This window comes from Streptomyces sp. Y20 (assembly GCF_043195475.1).
Classification (GTDB): Bacteria; Actinomycetota; Actinomycetes; order Streptomycetales; family Streptomycetaceae; genus Streptomyces.
The window spans coordinates 233,879-249,430 of sequence record NZ_JBIDDP010000007.1 but is presented as its reverse complement, the minus strand read 5'-3'; the positions used below and the strand labels follow the sequence as shown (position 1 = coordinate 249,430).

At 72.5% G+C, this 15,552-nt stretch carries 16 protein-coding genes; 10 read left to right on the top strand and 6 right to left on the bottom strand.

The window, feature by feature from the left end:
• Positions 1-116 precede the first annotated feature (116 nt).
• Complete coding sequence (gene scy / locus ACGFT1_RS19965; RefSeq protein WP_373910273.1) at positions 117-4,097, bottom strand: polarized growth protein Scy; 3,981 nt, start codon at positions 4,095-4,097, stop codon at positions 117-119.
• Between the two features lie 207 nt (positions 4,098-4,304).
• The gene (gene mce, locus ACGFT1_RS19960) at positions 4,305-4,745 is read right to left on the bottom strand and encodes a methylmalonyl-CoA epimerase (RefSeq protein ID WP_356820155.1); all 441 of its coding nucleotides are present in this window, start codon (positions 4,743-4,745) and stop codon (positions 4,305-4,307) included.
• Between the two features lie 150 nt (positions 4,746-4,895).
• Between mce and ACGFT1_RS19955 the strand changes: the two genes are divergently transcribed.
• The 3 genes from ACGFT1_RS19955 (at position 4,896) to ACGFT1_RS19945 (ending at position 8,494) form a co-directional block, all read left to right on the top strand.
• On the top strand, positions 4,896-6,095 hold the full coding sequence (locus ACGFT1_RS19955; protein ID WP_373910272.1) for an acetyl-CoA C-acetyltransferase: 1,200 nt from the start codon (positions 4,896-4,898) through the stop codon (positions 6,093-6,095).
• A gap of 50 nt (positions 6,096-6,145) precedes the next feature.
• Positions 6,146-7,102, top strand: coding sequence for a methylmalonyl Co-A mutase-associated GTPase MeaB (meaB, locus tag ACGFT1_RS19950; RefSeq protein WP_356820159.1), 957 nt, complete (start codon positions 6,146-6,148; stop codon positions 7,100-7,102).
• A gap of 147 nt (positions 7,103-7,249) precedes the next feature.
• On the top strand, positions 7,250-8,494 hold the full coding sequence (locus ACGFT1_RS19945) for an MFS transporter (RefSeq protein ID WP_373910271.1): 1,245 nt from the start codon (positions 7,250-7,252) through the stop codon (positions 8,492-8,494).
• Between the two features lie 352 nt (positions 8,495-8,846).
• Here the strand turns inward: ACGFT1_RS19945 and ACGFT1_RS19940 are convergent, their stop codons facing one another.
• The 4 genes from ACGFT1_RS19940 to ACGFT1_RS19925 all read right to left on the bottom strand — a co-directional run bounded on the left by ACGFT1_RS19940 (position 8,847) and on the right by ACGFT1_RS19925 (position 11,506).
• Positions 8,847-9,323: a MarR family transcriptional regulator gene (locus ACGFT1_RS19940; protein WP_361996424.1), complete on the bottom strand. Its 477-nt coding sequence runs from the start codon at positions 9,321-9,323 to the stop codon at positions 8,847-8,849.
• A gap of 92 nt (positions 9,324-9,415) precedes the next feature.
• Positions 9,416-10,210, bottom strand: a complete 795-nt coding sequence (locus ACGFT1_RS19935; protein ID WP_373910446.1) for an AIM24 family protein — start codon at positions 10,208-10,210, stop codon at positions 9,416-9,418.
• 11 nt (positions 10,211-10,221) lie between these two features.
• Complete coding sequence (locus tag ACGFT1_RS19930; RefSeq protein WP_373910270.1) at positions 10,222-10,872, bottom strand: AIM24 family protein; 651 nt, start codon at positions 10,870-10,872, stop codon at positions 10,222-10,224.
• A gap of 1 nt (position 10,873) precedes the next feature.
• Positions 10,874-11,506 carry an AIM24 family protein gene (locus ACGFT1_RS19925; protein WP_373910445.1) on the bottom strand — a complete coding sequence of 211 codons (633 nt, stop codon included), beginning with the start codon at positions 11,504-11,506 and terminating at the stop codon, positions 10,874-10,876.
• Between the two features lie 154 nt (positions 11,507-11,660).
• Between ACGFT1_RS19925 and ACGFT1_RS19920 the strand changes: the two genes are divergently transcribed.
• The 7 genes from ACGFT1_RS19920 (at position 11,661) to ACGFT1_RS19890 (ending at position 15,495) form a co-directional block, all read left to right on the top strand.
• Positions 11,661-12,005, top strand: a complete 345-nt coding sequence (locus ACGFT1_RS19920; RefSeq protein WP_373910269.1) for a DUF3817 domain-containing protein — start codon at positions 11,661-11,663, stop codon at positions 12,003-12,005.
• Complete coding sequence (locus ACGFT1_RS19915) at positions 12,002-12,295, top strand: MTH1187 family thiamine-binding protein (RefSeq protein WP_361996430.1); 294 nt, start codon at positions 12,002-12,004, stop codon at positions 12,293-12,295. Before ACGFT1_RS19920 ends, ACGFT1_RS19915 begins: the two co-directional genes overlap by 4 nt.
• A gap of 150 nt (positions 12,296-12,445) precedes the next feature.
• Complete coding sequence (locus ACGFT1_RS19910; RefSeq protein ID WP_373910444.1) at positions 12,446-13,198, top strand: hypothetical protein; 753 nt, start codon at positions 12,446-12,448, stop codon at positions 13,196-13,198.
• Complete coding sequence (locus ACGFT1_RS19905) at positions 13,195-13,875, top strand: DUF4166 domain-containing protein (RefSeq protein ID WP_373910268.1); 681 nt, start codon at positions 13,195-13,197, stop codon at positions 13,873-13,875. The genes ACGFT1_RS19910 and ACGFT1_RS19905 overlap by 4 nt, the downstream gene beginning before the upstream one ends.
• Positions 13,872-14,519 carry a TetR/AcrR family transcriptional regulator gene (locus ACGFT1_RS19900; RefSeq protein WP_373910267.1) on the top strand — a complete coding sequence of 216 codons (648 nt, stop codon included), beginning with the start codon at positions 13,872-13,874 and terminating at the stop codon, positions 14,517-14,519. The genes ACGFT1_RS19905 and ACGFT1_RS19900 overlap by 4 nt, the downstream gene beginning before the upstream one ends.
• A gap of 84 nt (positions 14,520-14,603) precedes the next feature.
• Positions 14,604-15,113 (top strand): MarR family transcriptional regulator, encoded by a 510-nt coding sequence (locus tag ACGFT1_RS19895; protein ID WP_356820173.1) that lies wholly within the window; start codon positions 14,604-14,606, stop codon positions 15,111-15,113.
• Positions 15,114-15,156: 43 nt separating this feature from the next.
• Positions 15,157-15,495, top strand: a complete 339-nt coding sequence (locus ACGFT1_RS19890; RefSeq protein WP_356820175.1) for a DUF3817 domain-containing protein — start codon at positions 15,157-15,159, stop codon at positions 15,493-15,495.
• Positions 15,496-15,552: the final 57 nt, after the last annotated feature.

The window sequence follows — 15,552 nt, the reverse complement described above, 5'->3', positions numbered from 1 at the left end:
CGAGCGGATACGGTTTTGATCTGGAGAATGGCACCACTTTCGGGTGGCTGACCGGCGTACGGCCGGCCCGGGACCCGGGCAAAGCCGTTGGAAGACACCGGAATCCACCCTTCCCGCTAGCCGTCCGACGACTTGCCACCCGATCGGGGGGCACCCACGGTGGCGCCCGCCTTGACTCCGCCGTCCTTGCCGGCCACCGGGGCCTCGAAGGCCTCCAGCGCCTCCAGGACGTCCTGGACGCGGGAGATCTCGGTGTTGATGTCCTCGCGCCGGCGCACCAGGATCTCCAGCTCGCGCTTTCCCTCTTCCACCGTGCGCCGGGCCTCGCGGATCGCCTCCGCCTTCAGCTCCTCGGCCTCCTTGATGAGGCTGGCCTTCTTCTGCTCGGCCTCCTTGAGCAGCCCCTCCGCCTTCCTGACCGCGGCGATGCGCACCTTGCCCGCCTCGGAATCCGCGTCCGACACCAGCTGCTTGGCCTTCGCCTCGGCCTTCGCCAGCTGCTCCTCGGCGGCCTTGATGAGCGCGTCGCAGCGGTCGCCGGTCGACTTCATCGTCTCGGCGGCCTCGCGCCGGGCCCGCTCGTGCAGCTCCTCGATCTCGGTGGTGACGCGGTCGCGCAGCTCCTCCGCGCGCTCCCTGATCGCGGTGGCGTCCCGGCGGGCGCCGACCAGCAGCTCGTCCGCGTCCGTACGGGCCTTCTCCACCAGCGAGTTGCCCTCGACGGTCGCCGTGGAGACGATCCGCTCGGCCTCGCTGCGGGCCGCCCCGACCATCGTGTCGGCCTGCGACTCGGCGTCCGTGGTCGCCTTCAGCGCCTGCTGCTGCGCCTCGGTGAGCAGCTTGTCGGCCTCGGCCGCGGTCTCCGTGATGAGCGTGTCGACCTGCTCCGCCGCCTCCGAACGCCGCTTGTTGGCCTCCTTGCGGGCCTCGTCCAGGGTCCGTTCGGACTCCTGGCGCGCGGAGTTGACGAGCCGTTCGGCCTCGGTCTCCGCGTCCGCCCTGAGCCGCTCGGCCTCCGCCCGCAGCCGCTCGGCGTGCGCCTGCGCGGAACCGACGGTCTCGGCGGCCTCGGCGCGCAGCCGCTCGGCGTCGCCGGTGGCGTCCCCGACGAGCTGCTCGGCGCCCGCGACGGCCTCGGACCGGACCCGGTCGGCCTCGGCGAGGGCCTCGGCGCGCAGCCGCTCCGCCTCCGTGAGCGCCTCCGCGCGCACCCGCTCCGCCTCGGCTGCCGTCTCGGTGCGGAGCCGCTCGGCCTCGGTCAGCGCCTCGGTGCGCACCCGGTCGGCCTCGGCGGCCGTCTCGGTCTGGAGCCGTTCGGCCTCGCTGCGGACCTCGGTGATGAGCGTGTCCGCCTGGGTGGCCGCGTCCGAACGGATGCGGTTGGCGTCCTCGCGGGCGTCCGCCCGGGTACGGGCCGCCGCCTGGTCGGCCTCGGCCAGGGCGTCCGACGCCTCGGTGCGCGCCCGCTGGGCGTACTCGCCCGCGTCCGAGCGCAGCCGCTCGGCCTCCGCGATCGCCTCCGCGACCGTCCGCTCGGCCAGCGCCTTCGCGGCCTGGGTCTCCTCGTGCGCCTCGCGCCGCACCCGGGAGGCGTCCTCGCCGGCCCGCTCCCGCTCGGCGTAGGCGTCGGCGCGGACCCGGTCCGCCTCCTCCTCGGCCTCCCGCTTCGTACGGTCCGCCACGTGCTCGGCGGCCGAACGCAGCCCGGCGATCTCCTCCTGCGCCTGCTCGTGCAGCCCGGCGACGGAGTCCCGTACCTGCTGGGCGTGCTGTTCGGCGGCGGTGACCATCTCGGTGGCGCGCCGGTCGGCCTCCTCGACCAGCCGGATCGCCTCCGCCTGGGCCTCCTCGACCCGCGTGCGCGCCGACGCGAGCAGCTCCTCGCTCTGCTCGCGGGCCCGCTGCCGCTCCTGGCCGGCCTCCTCGCGGGCCGCGCCGAGGAGCTCCTCGGCCTCGCGGCGGCGCCGGGCGGCCTCCTCCTGGGCGGCGGCCAGCGTCTCGGACGCCTCGGTGCCGAGCCGCTCGGCGGCGGCCTGCGCCTCCGCGCGCACCCGGTCGGCGGTGTCCTGGGCCTCCACCTTCAGCCGCTCGGCCTCGGCGGCGGCCTCGGAACGCAGCCGAACGGCGATGGCCTCGCCCTCGGCGCGGGAGGCGGACGCGTCGGACGCGGCCTCGTCGCGCAGCCGGTCCGCCTCCGCCTCGGCCTGCTGCCGCAGCGTACGGATCCGCTCGGCGGACTCCGTACGCAGGCGCTCGGCCTCCTCGGCGGCCTCCCGGCGGATCCGGGCGGCCTCCTCGCGGGCGTCGGCCAGCGCCGTCTCGGCCGACGCCAGCCGCTCCTGCGCCTCCGTCTGGAGGCGGCCCAGCTCCTCGGCGGCCTCGGTACGGCGGGCCTCCAGGGCCTTCTCGGTCTCCTCGCGCAGCTCGCGGGCGGCCTTCTCGGCGTCCGCGCCGACCGTCTCGGCCTGCTCGGCGGCCTCGGCGCGCAGCCGCTCGGCCTCCTTGCGGGCACGCTCCAGCGTCTCCTCGGCCTGCCGGCGCAGTGCCGTGGCACGCTCGATGGCCTCGGTGCGGACCTTCTCGCTGTCCGCGGTCGCGGACTGCCGCAGCTCGTCGGCGTCCGCCTTGGCCTTGGCCAGCAGTTCCTCGGCGGTCCTGGCCGCCTCCTCGATCTGCGTGACCGCCTCGCGGCGGGCCTCGGCGCGGATCGACTCGCCCTCGGTCACCGCGTCGGCGCGCAGCTGCTCGGCCTCGCCGCGCAGCCGGCGGGCCTCCTCCTGGAGACCGACCGTCTTGGCGCGGTACTCCTTGGTGTCGTCCTTCGCCGCGCCCTTGAGCTGCTCGGCGATGTCGTGCGCCTCGGCGCGCAGCCGGTCCGCCTCGGCCTCGGCCTCGCCGCGGATCCGCTCGGCCTCCTCGGCGGCGGCCCTGGTGGTCCTCCGGGCGTCCTCCGAGGCCTTGTTCAGGACGTCCTCGGCGGTCCTGGCCGCCTTGGACAGCTGGGTGGCGGTCTCCTCGGCGGTGATCGAGCGGGCCTTCTCGGCGGCCTCGGCGACGAGCTTCTCGGCCTCGGCCCGCGCGTCGGCGACCAGCTGCTCGGCCTCGGACCGGGTGTGCTCGGCCTCCTTGGTGGCCTCCTCGACCAGCCGGGCGACCTGCTCCTTCGCGGTGCGCGTACGCGTCTCGTTGGCGGCCTCGGCGCTCGCCAGGGCCTTGGCGGCGGCCTCCTTCGCCTCCGTGACCACCTTGTCGGCCTCGGTCTGCGCCTTGCGCAGCGCCTCCTCGGCCGCCGTCATCCGCTCCTCGGCGGCCCGGCTCAGCTCGGCGGCCTGCCGGCGGGCGCTGTCCGACTCGGTGACCGTGGCGGTGCGCAGCTGCTCGGCGTGCTCGGTGGCCTCCTGGGCCTGGGTGGAGGCGGCGTTCAGCAGCCGCTCGGCGTCCGCGCGGGCGCGGCGCAGGATCTGCTCGGCCTCCGCCCGGGCGCTCTCGGCGTCGCTCTGGAGCCGCTCCCGGGCCTCCCGGGTCAGCCGTTCGGCCTCCGCGCGGGCGCTCGCCATGGCCTGCTCGGCCTCCGCGCGGGACTCGTCGAGCAGCCGGCGGGCCTGCGCCTCGGTCCGGGCCCGCAACTGCTCGGCCCAGGCCACGTTCTCGTTGACGTGCGACTCGACGGTGGCCCTGCGTTCGGCCAGCTCCTGGTCGAGCTGCTGGCGCCGGGTCACCGCCTCCTGGTGCAGCTCGGCCTGGAGCCGGGCGGCCTGCTCGGCGTGCTCCTGGAGGATGCGCTGGGTCTGCGCGCGGGCCTGGCTCAGCTCCCGCTCGGCGTCCTGGCGCAGCTGCTCGGCCTGCATCTGGGCATTGCGGAGCAACTGCTCGGCCTGGTAGCCGAGGTCGCCCGTGTCGTAGGCGGGCCGGGTCATGAGGGTGCGGCGCGCCTCATGCAGCTTGGCGCGCAGCACCTCGACCTGGTAGCCGAGGTCCTCGGCGTGCTGGATCGCCTTTTCCCGCTCGGTCCTCAGCCGCTTCATCTCGGCCTCGAACCGAGAGAGGTGGTCGACGTCAGCCGCCGGCTCTCGCTCCTGGCTCTCGTAGCCCCGCACTGCGCGGTCCCATCCGTCCCCTGGTCAGCTTCTGCAACGAGCCCCGTCCATCGGCCGGACGGGACCCCCGGGGAATGGTGTCAGATCAACGGCGGAGCACGGGCTGCCGCCCCGACGCTCGTCCCCCGAAACCCGGACCCCGGCATGCGGTCGCCCCCGGGTGCGGGGACGACCGCCCCCAACCCTACCGGCCCTTATGTACGGGGGTCAGTGCTCGGGCGACTCAACAGGGGCCGAAGTGACCAGTTCTGTCAGGACACCGTGGCAGTCCTTGGGGTGCAGGAAGGTGATCCGGGACCCCATGGAGCCGCGTCGTGGCTCCTCGTACAGCACGCGTACGCCCTTGCCGCGGATGTCGGCGGCGTCGCCGTCCACATCCGCCGTACCGAAAGCGATGTGGTGGACGCCCTCCCCGTTCTTGGCGAGCCACTTGCCGACCGCGGAGTCCTCGCGGGTCGGCTCCAGCAGCTGGAGGTAGGAGGCGCCGCCGTCGGACGTCTCGTTGATCTTGAGCATGGCCTCGCGCACGCCCTGCTCCTCGTTGACCTCGGTGTGGAACACCTCGAAGCCGTACGTGGCCCGGTAGAACTCGACAGTCGTGTCGAGGTCGTGGCAGGCGATCCCGATGTGGTCGATTCGCGTCAGCATGGATTCAGTGCAGCGCTCCCGGGGTGGTTACGCAACGTGCGCGCGATCACACCGACAGGCCGGTGACGGCGTGCTCACCGGCTCAGTACATTCGAAGTAAACCCTCGTTCACTCCTCGGCTGCTCGTCAGCTGGAAGGGGATCGCACCTCATGTCTTCTGGAACGACCAGCTCGGTGATCGTCGCGGGCGCACGTACGCCCATGGGGCGGCTGCTGGGCTCGCTGAAGTCCTTCTCCGGAGCCGACCTGGGCGGCTTCGCGATCAAGGCCGCCCTCGACCGTGCGGGGATCGGCGGCGACCAGGTGCAGTACGTGATCATGGGCCAGGTGCTGCAGGCCGGCGCGGGCCAGATCCCGGCCCGCCAGGCGGCGGTCAAGGCCGGCATCCCGATGAACGTCCCGGCGCTCACCATCAACAAGGTGTGCCTGTCCGGTCTCGACGCGATCGCGCTGGCCGACCAGCTGATCCGCGCCGGGGAGTTCGACATCGTGGTCGCCGGCGGCCAGGAGTCCATGACCAACGCCCCGCACCTGCTGCCGAACTCCCGCGAGGGCTTCAAGTACGGCGCCGTCGAGATGCTCGACGCGATGGCCCACGACGGTCTGACCGACTCCTTCGAGGGAATCGCCATGGGCGAGTCCACCGAGAAGCACAACACCCGGCTCGGCATCGGCCGCGCCGAACAGGACGAGATCGCCGCCCTGTCCCACCAGCGGGCCGCCGCCGCGCAGAAGAACGGCCTGTACGAGGCCGAGATCACACCGGTGGAGATCCCGCAGCGCAAGGGCGACCCGGTGCTGTTCAGCAAGGACGAGGGCATCCGCGGCGACACCACCGCGGAGTCCCTGGGCAGGCTGCGTCCGGCCTTCGCCAAGGACGGCACCATCACCGCCGGTTCCGCCTCGCAGATCTCCGACGGTGCGGCGGCCGTGGTCGTGATGAGCAAGGCCAAGGCCCAGGAGCTGGGCCTGACGTGGCTCGCCGAGATCGGCGCCCACGGCAACGTGGCCGGCCCGGACAACTCCCTGCAGTCCCAGCCGTCCAACGCCATCCGGCACGCCCTGAAGAAGGAGGGCCTGGACGTCTCCGACCTCGACCTCATCGAGATCAACGAGGCCTTCGCCGCGGTCGCCGTGCAGTCAATGAAGGACCTCGGCGTTTCCACGGAAAAGGTGAACGTCAACGGCGGCGCCATCGCGCTCGGTCACCCGATCGGCATGTCGGGCGCCCGTCTCGTGCTCCACTTGGCGCTGGAGCTGAAGCGCCGCGGCGGCGGCGTCGGCGCGGCGGCGCTGTGCGGCGGCGGCGGCCAGGGTGACGCGCTGATCGTGCGGGTACCGAGGGCCTGAGGTCCCGTAGGGCCGTGATCCGGTACGTCGGTGAAGTGAACGGAGCTGTGATGCAGGACGTCGCCACGCTGGTCGCCCAGGCGAGAGAGGGCCGGCCGCGGGCCGTGGCCCGGCTGATCTCGCTGGTGGAGGGGGCGTCCCCGCAGCTCAGGGAGGTCATGGCGGCCCTGGCGCCGCTGACCGGCAACGCCTATGTGGTGGGCCTGACGGGCTCACCGGGCGTCGGAAAGTCGACCTCCACCTCCGCGCTCGTCACCGCGTACCGCAAGCAGGGCAGGCGGGTCGGCGTCCTGGCCGTCGACCCGTCCTCGCCGTTCTCCGGCGGCGCGCTGCTCGGCGACCGGGTCCGCATGTCGGAGCACGCCTCCGACCCCGGCGTCTACATCCGCTCGATGGCGACCCGCGGCCATCTCGGCGGCCTGGCCTGGGCGGCGCCCCAGGCCATCCGGGTGCTGGACGCGGCGGGCTGCGACGTGGTCCTGGTCGAGACGGTCGGCGTCGGCCAGTCGGAGGTCGAGATCGCCTCCCAGGCGGACACCTCCGTCGTGCTGCTGGCGCCCGGCATGGGCGACGGCATCCAGGCGGCGAAGGCCGGCATCCTGGAGATCGGCGACGTGTACGTCGTCAACAAGGCCGACCGGGACGGCGCCGACGCCACCGCCCGCGAGCTCAACCACATGCTGGGCCTCGGCGAGTCCCGTGGCCCCGGCGACTGGCGCCCGCCGATCGTCAAGACGGTCGCGGCCCGCGCCGAGGGCGTCGACGAGGTCGTGCAGGCCCTGGAGAAGCACCGGGCGTGGATGGAGGAACGCGGTGTCCTCGGCGAGCGCCGCCGGGCCCGCGCGGCCCACGAGGTGGAGACCATCGCCGTCACGGCACTGCGGGAACGCATCGGCGACCTGCACGGCGACCGCCGCCTCAGTGCCCTCGCCGAGCGGATCGTCACCGGCGAACTGGACCCGTACCGGGCCGCGGACGAGCTGGTCGCGGGCCTGACGCAGGGCTGAGCCCTGCCGCTCCTGCCCCCGTACCGCTAGCCTGCTCCCCATGTCGTTCCTCTTCCTGGCGTAGAGCGCACCGGATGCGCGGTGACCGGCCACCGGTCACCGCCCCTTCGGTGTCCCCTCTTCCGCCTCTCCCAGAGGAACGTCAGCGTGTCCACGCACCCCCCGCGGCCCTCGTACGCCGCCGTCCTGCGCGTCCCCCATGCGCGCCGCGCCTTCACCGCCGCCCTGACCGCCCGCCTGTCCTACGGCACGGTCGGCCTGGCGCTCCTGCTGTCCGTCACCCGGGCCACCGGGTCCTACGCCGTCTCCGGCGCCGTGCTCTCCCTGTTCGGCGTCACGACCGTCTTCGTCATGCCGCTGCGGGCCGCGCTGATCGACCGCCACGGCCCGCGCCGGGCCCTGCTGCCCATGTCGGCGCTCTACTCCGCCCTGCTGTGCGTCCTCGCGGTCCTCACCTGGCGGCCCGGCGCACCGGCGTCCCTCATCGCCGTCTCCGTGGCCCTGGCGGGTGCGTGCGCGCCCCCGCTCGGTCCGACCATGCGCGCGCTGTGGTCCGGGCTGGTCGAGGACCGGGACCTGTTGCGGCGGGCCTACAGCCTCGACGGAGTGGCCGAGGAACTGCTGTTCGTCTCCGGCCCGGCACTGGTCGGCGTCCTCGTGGGCTTCGCCCCGCCGGCCGCCGGCATTCTGCTCAGCGCGGTGCTGAACGTGGCCGGCACCTGCGTCTTCGTCAGGTCCCCGGCCCTGCCGGGCCCACGTCCCGCTCCCGGCCGGCGCCGGCGTGGGGGTCTGCGCCAGGTGCGGCCCCCGGTCGTCGTCGCCCTGGGCACGGGTCTGTCCCTGAGCGCAGTGGAACTGCTGGTGATGGCCTTCGCCACGGAACGCTCGTACGACAGCGCACTCGTCCCCTGGGTGCTGGGCGCGCTCTCCGCGGGAAGCGCGCTGGGCGGACTGGCCCACGGGGCGGTGCGGTGGCGCGTGTCCACCCGTGCCCGCATGTGCCTGTTCGCGGCGGGCCTCGGCCTGGTGCTCGTCCCGGCCGGTTCGGCGCCGGGCCTGTGGACACTCACCGGGGCCATGTTCGTCGCGGGCGCGTTCGTCGCCCCGGCCCTGACGACGGCGTACCTCCTGGCCGACGAGTCGGCCCCCGAGGGCGCCCGCACCCAGGCCGGGGCATGGGTGAACATGGGTGTCAACGCCGGCAGTTCGGCGGGGGCGCTGGTGGCCGGACTGCTGGCCGGCCGGCTGTCCTCGCCAGTGTGCTTCGCCCTGGCGGGCGGCATCGCCCTCCTGTCCGCCCTGGCCGCGACCGGCCGCGCCACCTGGGCGGCGGGAGCGGGCGCGGACTGCGCGAAGGAGAGCCCGGTGGAGGAGAGCCCGGTAGGGGCGTAGACCGGTTCGGCCGGGACGCATCCGGCTGAGGCGGGTTCCACGGAAGCGGAACCCGTGGAAGCGTGCTGCGCAGGGGCGCCTCCGGCACGAGCGAGCCACGCGAAGGCGTCTACGGCGGGCGCGGGATCGGCGGGGCCGGGGTCAGCGCAGGCGCGTCCGGCCGGAACGGGATCGGCGGCAGCGGGTCCGGTGGAGTGAGCCGCACGGATACGCGTCCGGGGGAAGCGGGATCAGCGGGTGCGCCCGCGCCATCCGCGGGTGCGGCGGGAGCGGGTGCGACGGCACCGCGATAGGAACGGGCCGCGCGCCCCACCCTCTGCCCTGCTGTGCCCCCCTGAGTTCCCCGGGAGACTCAGGGGCGTCCCCGCTGCCCTCTCAGGTGCTCGGCGATCGGCCGGAGCGCCTTGTCCAGGTCGATCAGGGCATCCTGGGACAGCAGATCGATGAAGTGCCGCCGTACGGACGACACATGGTGCGGTGCGACCTTCTGCATCGTCTCCATGCCGTGCTCGGTCAGCACGGCGTACAGTCCCCGCCGGTCGGACTCGCAGTTCTCCCGGCGCACCAGATTCGCGTTCTCCATCCGCGTGATCTGGTGCGAGAGCCGGCTCTTGGACTGGAGGGTCGCGGAGGCGAGGTCGCTCATCCGCATCCGTACGTCTTCGGACTCGGACAGGTTCACGAGGATCTCGTAGTCGTTCATTGTCAGGCCGAACGGTTGGAGATCCTTCTCGAGCTGGTACGTCAACAGCCTGTTGACCTCCAGGTGGGTGCGCCAGGCGCACTGCTCCGCATCGGTCAGCCAGCGCGTGGCCGTCTCGGTCTCCATGAATGAAGTCTACCTAAGAAGTTGAATGGCGAACTAATTCCGGTGGTGTGACTGTGCGCACGCGTTCGATGTCACACTCCGCAGACTACCGCTCACAGCCCGAAGCGACGCTGGAGGTCTCCGAGCTGTCCGGGAAGGCGCGGTGCGACCGACGGTTGCGGACCGTGTCCGGACGGTGCCGCTGCGCCACCTCCGGGGACCCCCGGATCGGGCGGAACCGATCCCGTGGCCGCCTCCGCCATGAGGGTCTCCGTCGACTGCAGCAACACGGTCCCCGCGCCGGCGAACTCGAACTGGTGCTCCTCGCCGGAGACCCCGCCGAAGCCCGTCATCGCACGTAGACCGCCCAGTACGCCCGTCAGGTAGCCGTGGTCGTAGTGATGGCACGGAGACGGGCAGTCGGCCCACCCGACGAGCGCCTGAGGGTCGACCCGGATCGGAGGTTCCATGAACACCACCGGCCCGTTAGATGCGGCCACGAACTTGCCGGTTCCGATAAGGGTCAGAAAACCCGGCACGATCGATTGTTTGAGCGCGAGACTTGGCTGAAAAGCAAGCAGATTGCCCGCGCGAATGGTCAAGTTCCCGTCGTCCAGGTCGAAGGAGTTGACGTCGAAGGCCCGGTCGGCCAGCAGCATCTTCCCCGAGCCCGCCGCCACGACCCAGTCGCTCGCGTGCAGTGGCGAATGAAACGACGTACGGACAAGCCGGTCGAGTCGCCCGTGCCCGATGCCGTCGAACTCGATCGCCCCGTAGTAGGCGATCATCTTCCCCTTCTGGAGGAACCACCGGCCGCTCCTCAGCTCGACACAGAAGGTGTACGCGTTCACGTTGTCGTCGGCGGGCAGCGTCATCGGGTCGTACACGACCGGTCCGCCGCCCGCCATCGCGTGGGTGCTCACAGCTTCTCCTCCGACGCCTGGACGTAGACCGTGCCGCTGCCGCTCAGCTCCAGCTGGAAGGCCTCACCGGAACCACGGCCCACCATGTCGCGCCAGCCGAGCGCGGTGGACAGTCTGTTGCGGACCTCGCCGTGGTGGGCGACGTAGGCCTGCGGGTCCACATGGACCGGGTGCCCGGGGGTGACCGGGAGCGCGAAGACGCCGCCGTGCGCCATCACGGCCACCGAGCCGTGCCCCTGGAGGGTCGTCGTGAACAGGCCCTGCCCGGTGACCTGGCCGCGCACCAGGCCCATCACCCCGCCCTGCGCGCCCATGAACATCGTGCCCTGCCGCAGCGTGCCCTCGAAGGCGAGCAGCCGGTCGGCCTCCACGTACAGCGTGTCGCCGGTGAGGCCGATGACGTGCACGTGATGACCGCCATGCCCGAAGAACACCGTGCCGCTGCCCTCCACGGTCATCAGCGGGGTCGCCTCGCCGGCCACCCGGCGCCCGATCATGGACATCACCCCGCCCTGGCCGCCCTGGACGCTGGGCGTGAAGGCCACGTCCCCCTTGTAGGCGAGCATCGCCCCGCGCTGGCTGAACAGCCGCTGCCCCGGCAGCACGGTCGCCTCGACCATCTTTGAGTTGATCTCCCGGAACGTCATCTCACAGGTCCCCCGCGATCGTGTTCCGCTCGCTCGGCTGCACGTACACCAGGCCGTCGCCCTCGAAGCGGATCTGGAAGGCCTCGCCGCCGCCCTCCCCGACAAGGGTGCGGAACGTCACACCGGACTGGAAGGACTGCCGCACCTCACCCTGATGGGCGACGTAGGCGCCCGGGTCCACGGTGAGCGGGTACTGCGGGGTGACCCGGAGCACGACCGCCGGCCCGTCGGAGAGGATCGCCGCCTGGCCGTGCCCCTCCACGGTCGTCGTGAACAGCCCGGTGCCCTGCGAGGCGCCGCGCAGGCCCGTGAAGGTCGTGCCCGTCCGCAGCCGGCTGTCCGTCGCCAGCAGGTTGCCCGACTCGACGTACAGCTTGTCGCCCCGCAGGGCGACCAGGTTGATCTCGGCTGCCCGGTCCGCCAGCCAGCAGGTCCCGCGCCCTCTCACCTCCATCACCGTCATCTGCTCACCGGTGAGCCGACGGGTCACCATCCCGCGCAGCCCCTCGCCGCCACCACTCAGCTTCTTGAAGGTCATCCGCCCGTCGTACGCGACCATCGAGCCGTTCTTCGCCTTCACGGCGTCATCGGTCATGTCGACGGCGAGCACCTTGCTCCCCTGGAGCCGGAACATCGCCACGCTGCGAAAGTAGCCGCCGGGCGGGTGGACCGGACAGGGCCCACGGGTGGACACCCACCCTGGCCGGACCCCTAGGGGCGCCGTTTGCCACAATGGGGGGACGCTTGTGCGTGCGTTCACAAACGATTACTCCCATCGAAGGTGACCTGTGGACATCAAGACCGCCACCGCCCTCCGCCGTCTCCGCCTGGTCTCGGCCCCGGAGGCCGTGTCCTTCCTCGTCCTGCTCCTGTGCTCGGTGCTGAAGCGGACCACGGACTTCAACACGGTCCCCGTCATGGGCGCGATCCACGGCGTCCTCTTCGTGCTGTACGTCCTCTTCTGGGCGGACGCCTGGAACCGCGCCAAGTGGCCGCTCGGGACCGCTGCCCTCTACTTCGTCCTCTCGGTGCTGCCCACCGGCGGCTTCTTCGCCGAGCGCAAGCTGCGCCGCGAGGCCGAGGACGCCGTCATCGCCGCCCGCGCCCGCCGCGAAGGAGCCGTGAACGCATGATCGTCGCCTTCTCCGTGACGCCCCTCGGTGTCGGCGAGGACGTGGGGGAGTACGTCGCCGACGCCGTCCGCGTGGTCCGCGCCTCGGGCCTGCCCCATCGCACCGACGCCATGTTCACCTCCGTCGAGGGGGAGTGGGACGAGGTGATGGACGTCGTCAGGCGCGCCGTCGCCGCCGTCGAGCAGCGCGCGCCGCGCGTCTCGCTCGTCCTCAAGGCAGACATCCGGCCCGGTGTGACCGACGGGCTGACGTCCAAGGTCGAGACAGTCGAGCGGCACCTGGCGCAGTGAGCGCGCCGCTCCGGCGCACGCCCCACCCCGGCCCACCTCGGCCGGGGTTTTTTCGTGCACGGGGGTTTGAGCGATCGCTCAAAGAGCGGTACGTTCAGCGGCAGACGGTTTGAGCGTTCGCTCAAACACCATGCTGACGTGGGGGAACACATGGGTCTGTACGTGGAGACACACATCCGCGCCGATCTCGACGAGCTGTGGACCCGCACCCAGGACCCGGCGTGTCACCAGCGCTGGGACCTGCGCTTCACCGAGATCCACCACCTCCCGCGCGCGGAGGGCGAGCCGCAGCGCTTCCGCTACGCCACCCGCGTGCTGCCGTTCCTCACCGTCTTCGGCAGCGGGGTCGCGGCCGGCGAACGGGAACGCCCCGACGGCACCCGGACCTCCGCCCTGCGCTTCTCCTCCCCGCACCCCCTGTCACTCATCGCCGAGGGCAGCGGCTACTGGCGCTACGTGCCCGACGCCCACGGCGTCCGCTTCCTCACCGGCTACGACTACCGCCCCCGCTGGGGAGCGCTGGGCACTCTCGCCGACCGCCTGGTCCTGCGTCCGCTCATGGGCTGGGCGACCGCCTGGTCCTTCGACCGGCTCCGGCTCTGGCTGGAGCGGGGCATCACCCCCGAGCGCGCCCTCGTCCACTGGCTCTCCGAGCTGACCCTCCGCACGCTGCTGCTCGCCCTGTGCCTGACCGGACTCGGGCAGGGCGCCCTCCCCGGCCCGCTCGGCCCCCTCACGGACGCCATGGCCTACCTGTGCCCGCTGCTGCTGGTCGTCGGCGTCTCCCTCGCCCTGTTCAAGGCCCCGCTCGCCGGGACCCCGGCCGCCCGGCGCTGCCTGCGCGCCCCCGCCACCCGCACCCGGGCACCCCGTCTCCTGCGCACCCTGGAGAAGCACGGATGACATCGATCTTCCAGAGCGTGATGGGCGCCGACTTCGACCGCCTCCACCCCGCGCTGCGCCGCCGCTTCTCGGTGGGCCTGGCGAGCGGTGAGGCCTGCACGGGCCGGGGCGTGATGGATCGGATCTGGCACGGTCCGGCCTTCGTGCGGCCGTTCCTGGCCCTGGGCGCCGTACGCAACATCCTGGTCCCCCGGGCCGGCCGGAACATCCCGTTCGTCATCGAGAACGTGCCCTACGCCGACACCTTCGGCCGTGAGACGGTGAGCTTCGTGCGCACCTTCGACCTGCCCGGCCGCAGCCGCCGCTTCGACGCGCAGATGGTGCTGAGCCCCCGGGGCGACCGGATCCTCGACTACCTCGGCACGCACCAGCACCTCGCCAGCGACCTGCACCTGCGTGCCGAACCCGACGGCTCGCTGCTCATCCGCTCCGGCGAGCACCGGTTCCGGGAGGGGCCGGTGGACGTCCGCGTCCCCGAGTTCATCGGCGCCACGGCCGAGGTGCGGGAGTCCTACGACGAGGCGGCCGGCCGCTTCCGCATCCGGGTCCGGGTGGTGAACCGGTACGCCGGGCCGCTCTTCGGCTACGAGGGCTCCTTCACGGCGTCGTACACGGATGTACGCGTCCACGGGGTGCGGCCCGGGCTGCGGCCGGTGCGGGAGGAGGCACGCGCATGAGCCCGGAGACGGCGAAGGCCCAGGAGACCAAGACGAAGCTGCTGGAGGGCGCCCTGCGGACGCTCACCGAGCAGGGCATCGCCAGGACGTCGGCGCGGACGGTGGCGGCGGCGGCCGGAGTCAATCAGGCGCTGGTCTTCTACCACTTCGGATCGGTGGACGAGCTGCTCGCCGCGGCGTGCCGGTACGGGGCGGAGAAGGCCGTGGCCGGCTACCGGGAACGGCTCGCCGGTGTCTCCTCCCTGTCCGAGCTGCTCACTCTGGGGCGGGAGATCCACGAGCGGGAGCGGGCCGGGGGACATGTGGCCCTGCTCGGCCAGCTGCTGGCCGGGGCGCCGACGCACCCCGCGCTGGGGCCGGCCACCGCCGACGGGCTGCGGCTGTGGATCACCGAGATCGAGCGGGTGCTCACACGTCTGCTCGCTCCGACGCCGTTAGGCGAGTTCGTCGACCCGGCGGGGCTGGCGCGGGCGGTCGCGGCGTCCTTCGTCGGGATAGAGCTGTACGAGGGGGTCGACGACGAAGGCGCCCACGCGGCGCTCGGCGCGCTGGAGCAGCTCGGCGCGCTGGTGGCCGCGCTGGAGGACCTCGGGCCGGTGGCGCAGCGGGCGGTGCGGCACCGCCTGCGCCGGGCCGGACACTGAGGCGCGGGCGGCTTCGCGGGCCCGGGTGACCGAAAGCCGAGACGGAGCTGACCGGCATATGACCGGCCGGTAGGGTCTGAAAACGTGCCGAAGCCTCTCAGCCTTCCGTTCGACCCCATCGACCGCGCCGACCAGCTCTGGAAGCAGCGCTGGGGAAACGTGCCGTCCATGGCCGCGATCACCTCGATCATGCGGGCCCAGCAGATCCTGCTCGCCGAGGTGGACGCGGTGGTCAAGCCGTACGGGCTGACGTTCGCCCGGTACGAGGCGCTGGTGCTGCTCACCTTCTCCAAGGCCGGTGAGCTGCCGATGTCCAAGATCGGCGAGCGGCTGATGGTGCACCCCACGTCGGTGACGAACACCGTGGACCGGCTGGTGCGGTCGGGGCTGGTCGCCAAGCGGCCCAACCCCAACGACGGCCGCGGCACCCTCGCCGTCATCACCGACAAGGGCCGCGAGGTGGTCGACGCGGCCACCCGCGACCTGATGGCCATGGACTTCGGACTCGGCGTGTACGACGCCGAGGAGTGCCAGGAGATCTTCGCCATGCTCCGGCCGCTGCGGATCGCGGCGCGCGACTTCGACGAGGAGTGACCCGGGGCAAGATCTCCCGGAACGGGTGGTTACGCTCGGCTCCATGAAAAAGAGCGTGCTGACCCGCTACCGCGTCATGGCCTACACCACCGGCGTCCTGCTGGTGCTGCTGTGCCTGAGCATGATCGCGAAGTACGGGCTGGGCGTCGACGGTGCCGCCGACTTCACCCGGGTCGTCGCCATCGCCCACGGCTGGCTGTACGTCGTCTACCTGATCTTCGCCTTCGACCTGGGCTCCAAGGCGAAGTGGCCGGTCGGCAAGCAGCTGTGGGTGCTGCTCGCGGGCACCATTCCGACGGCCGCCTTCTTCGTCGAGCGGAAGATCAGCCGCGAGCTGGACGCGCAGGTCGGCGACCGCGCCCCGGCCGTCGCCAAGGCGTAGCGCACCGCGCGCCGAGGCGGGGTGCGACCCGCACCGGGACGCGGCGCACGCCGCCGT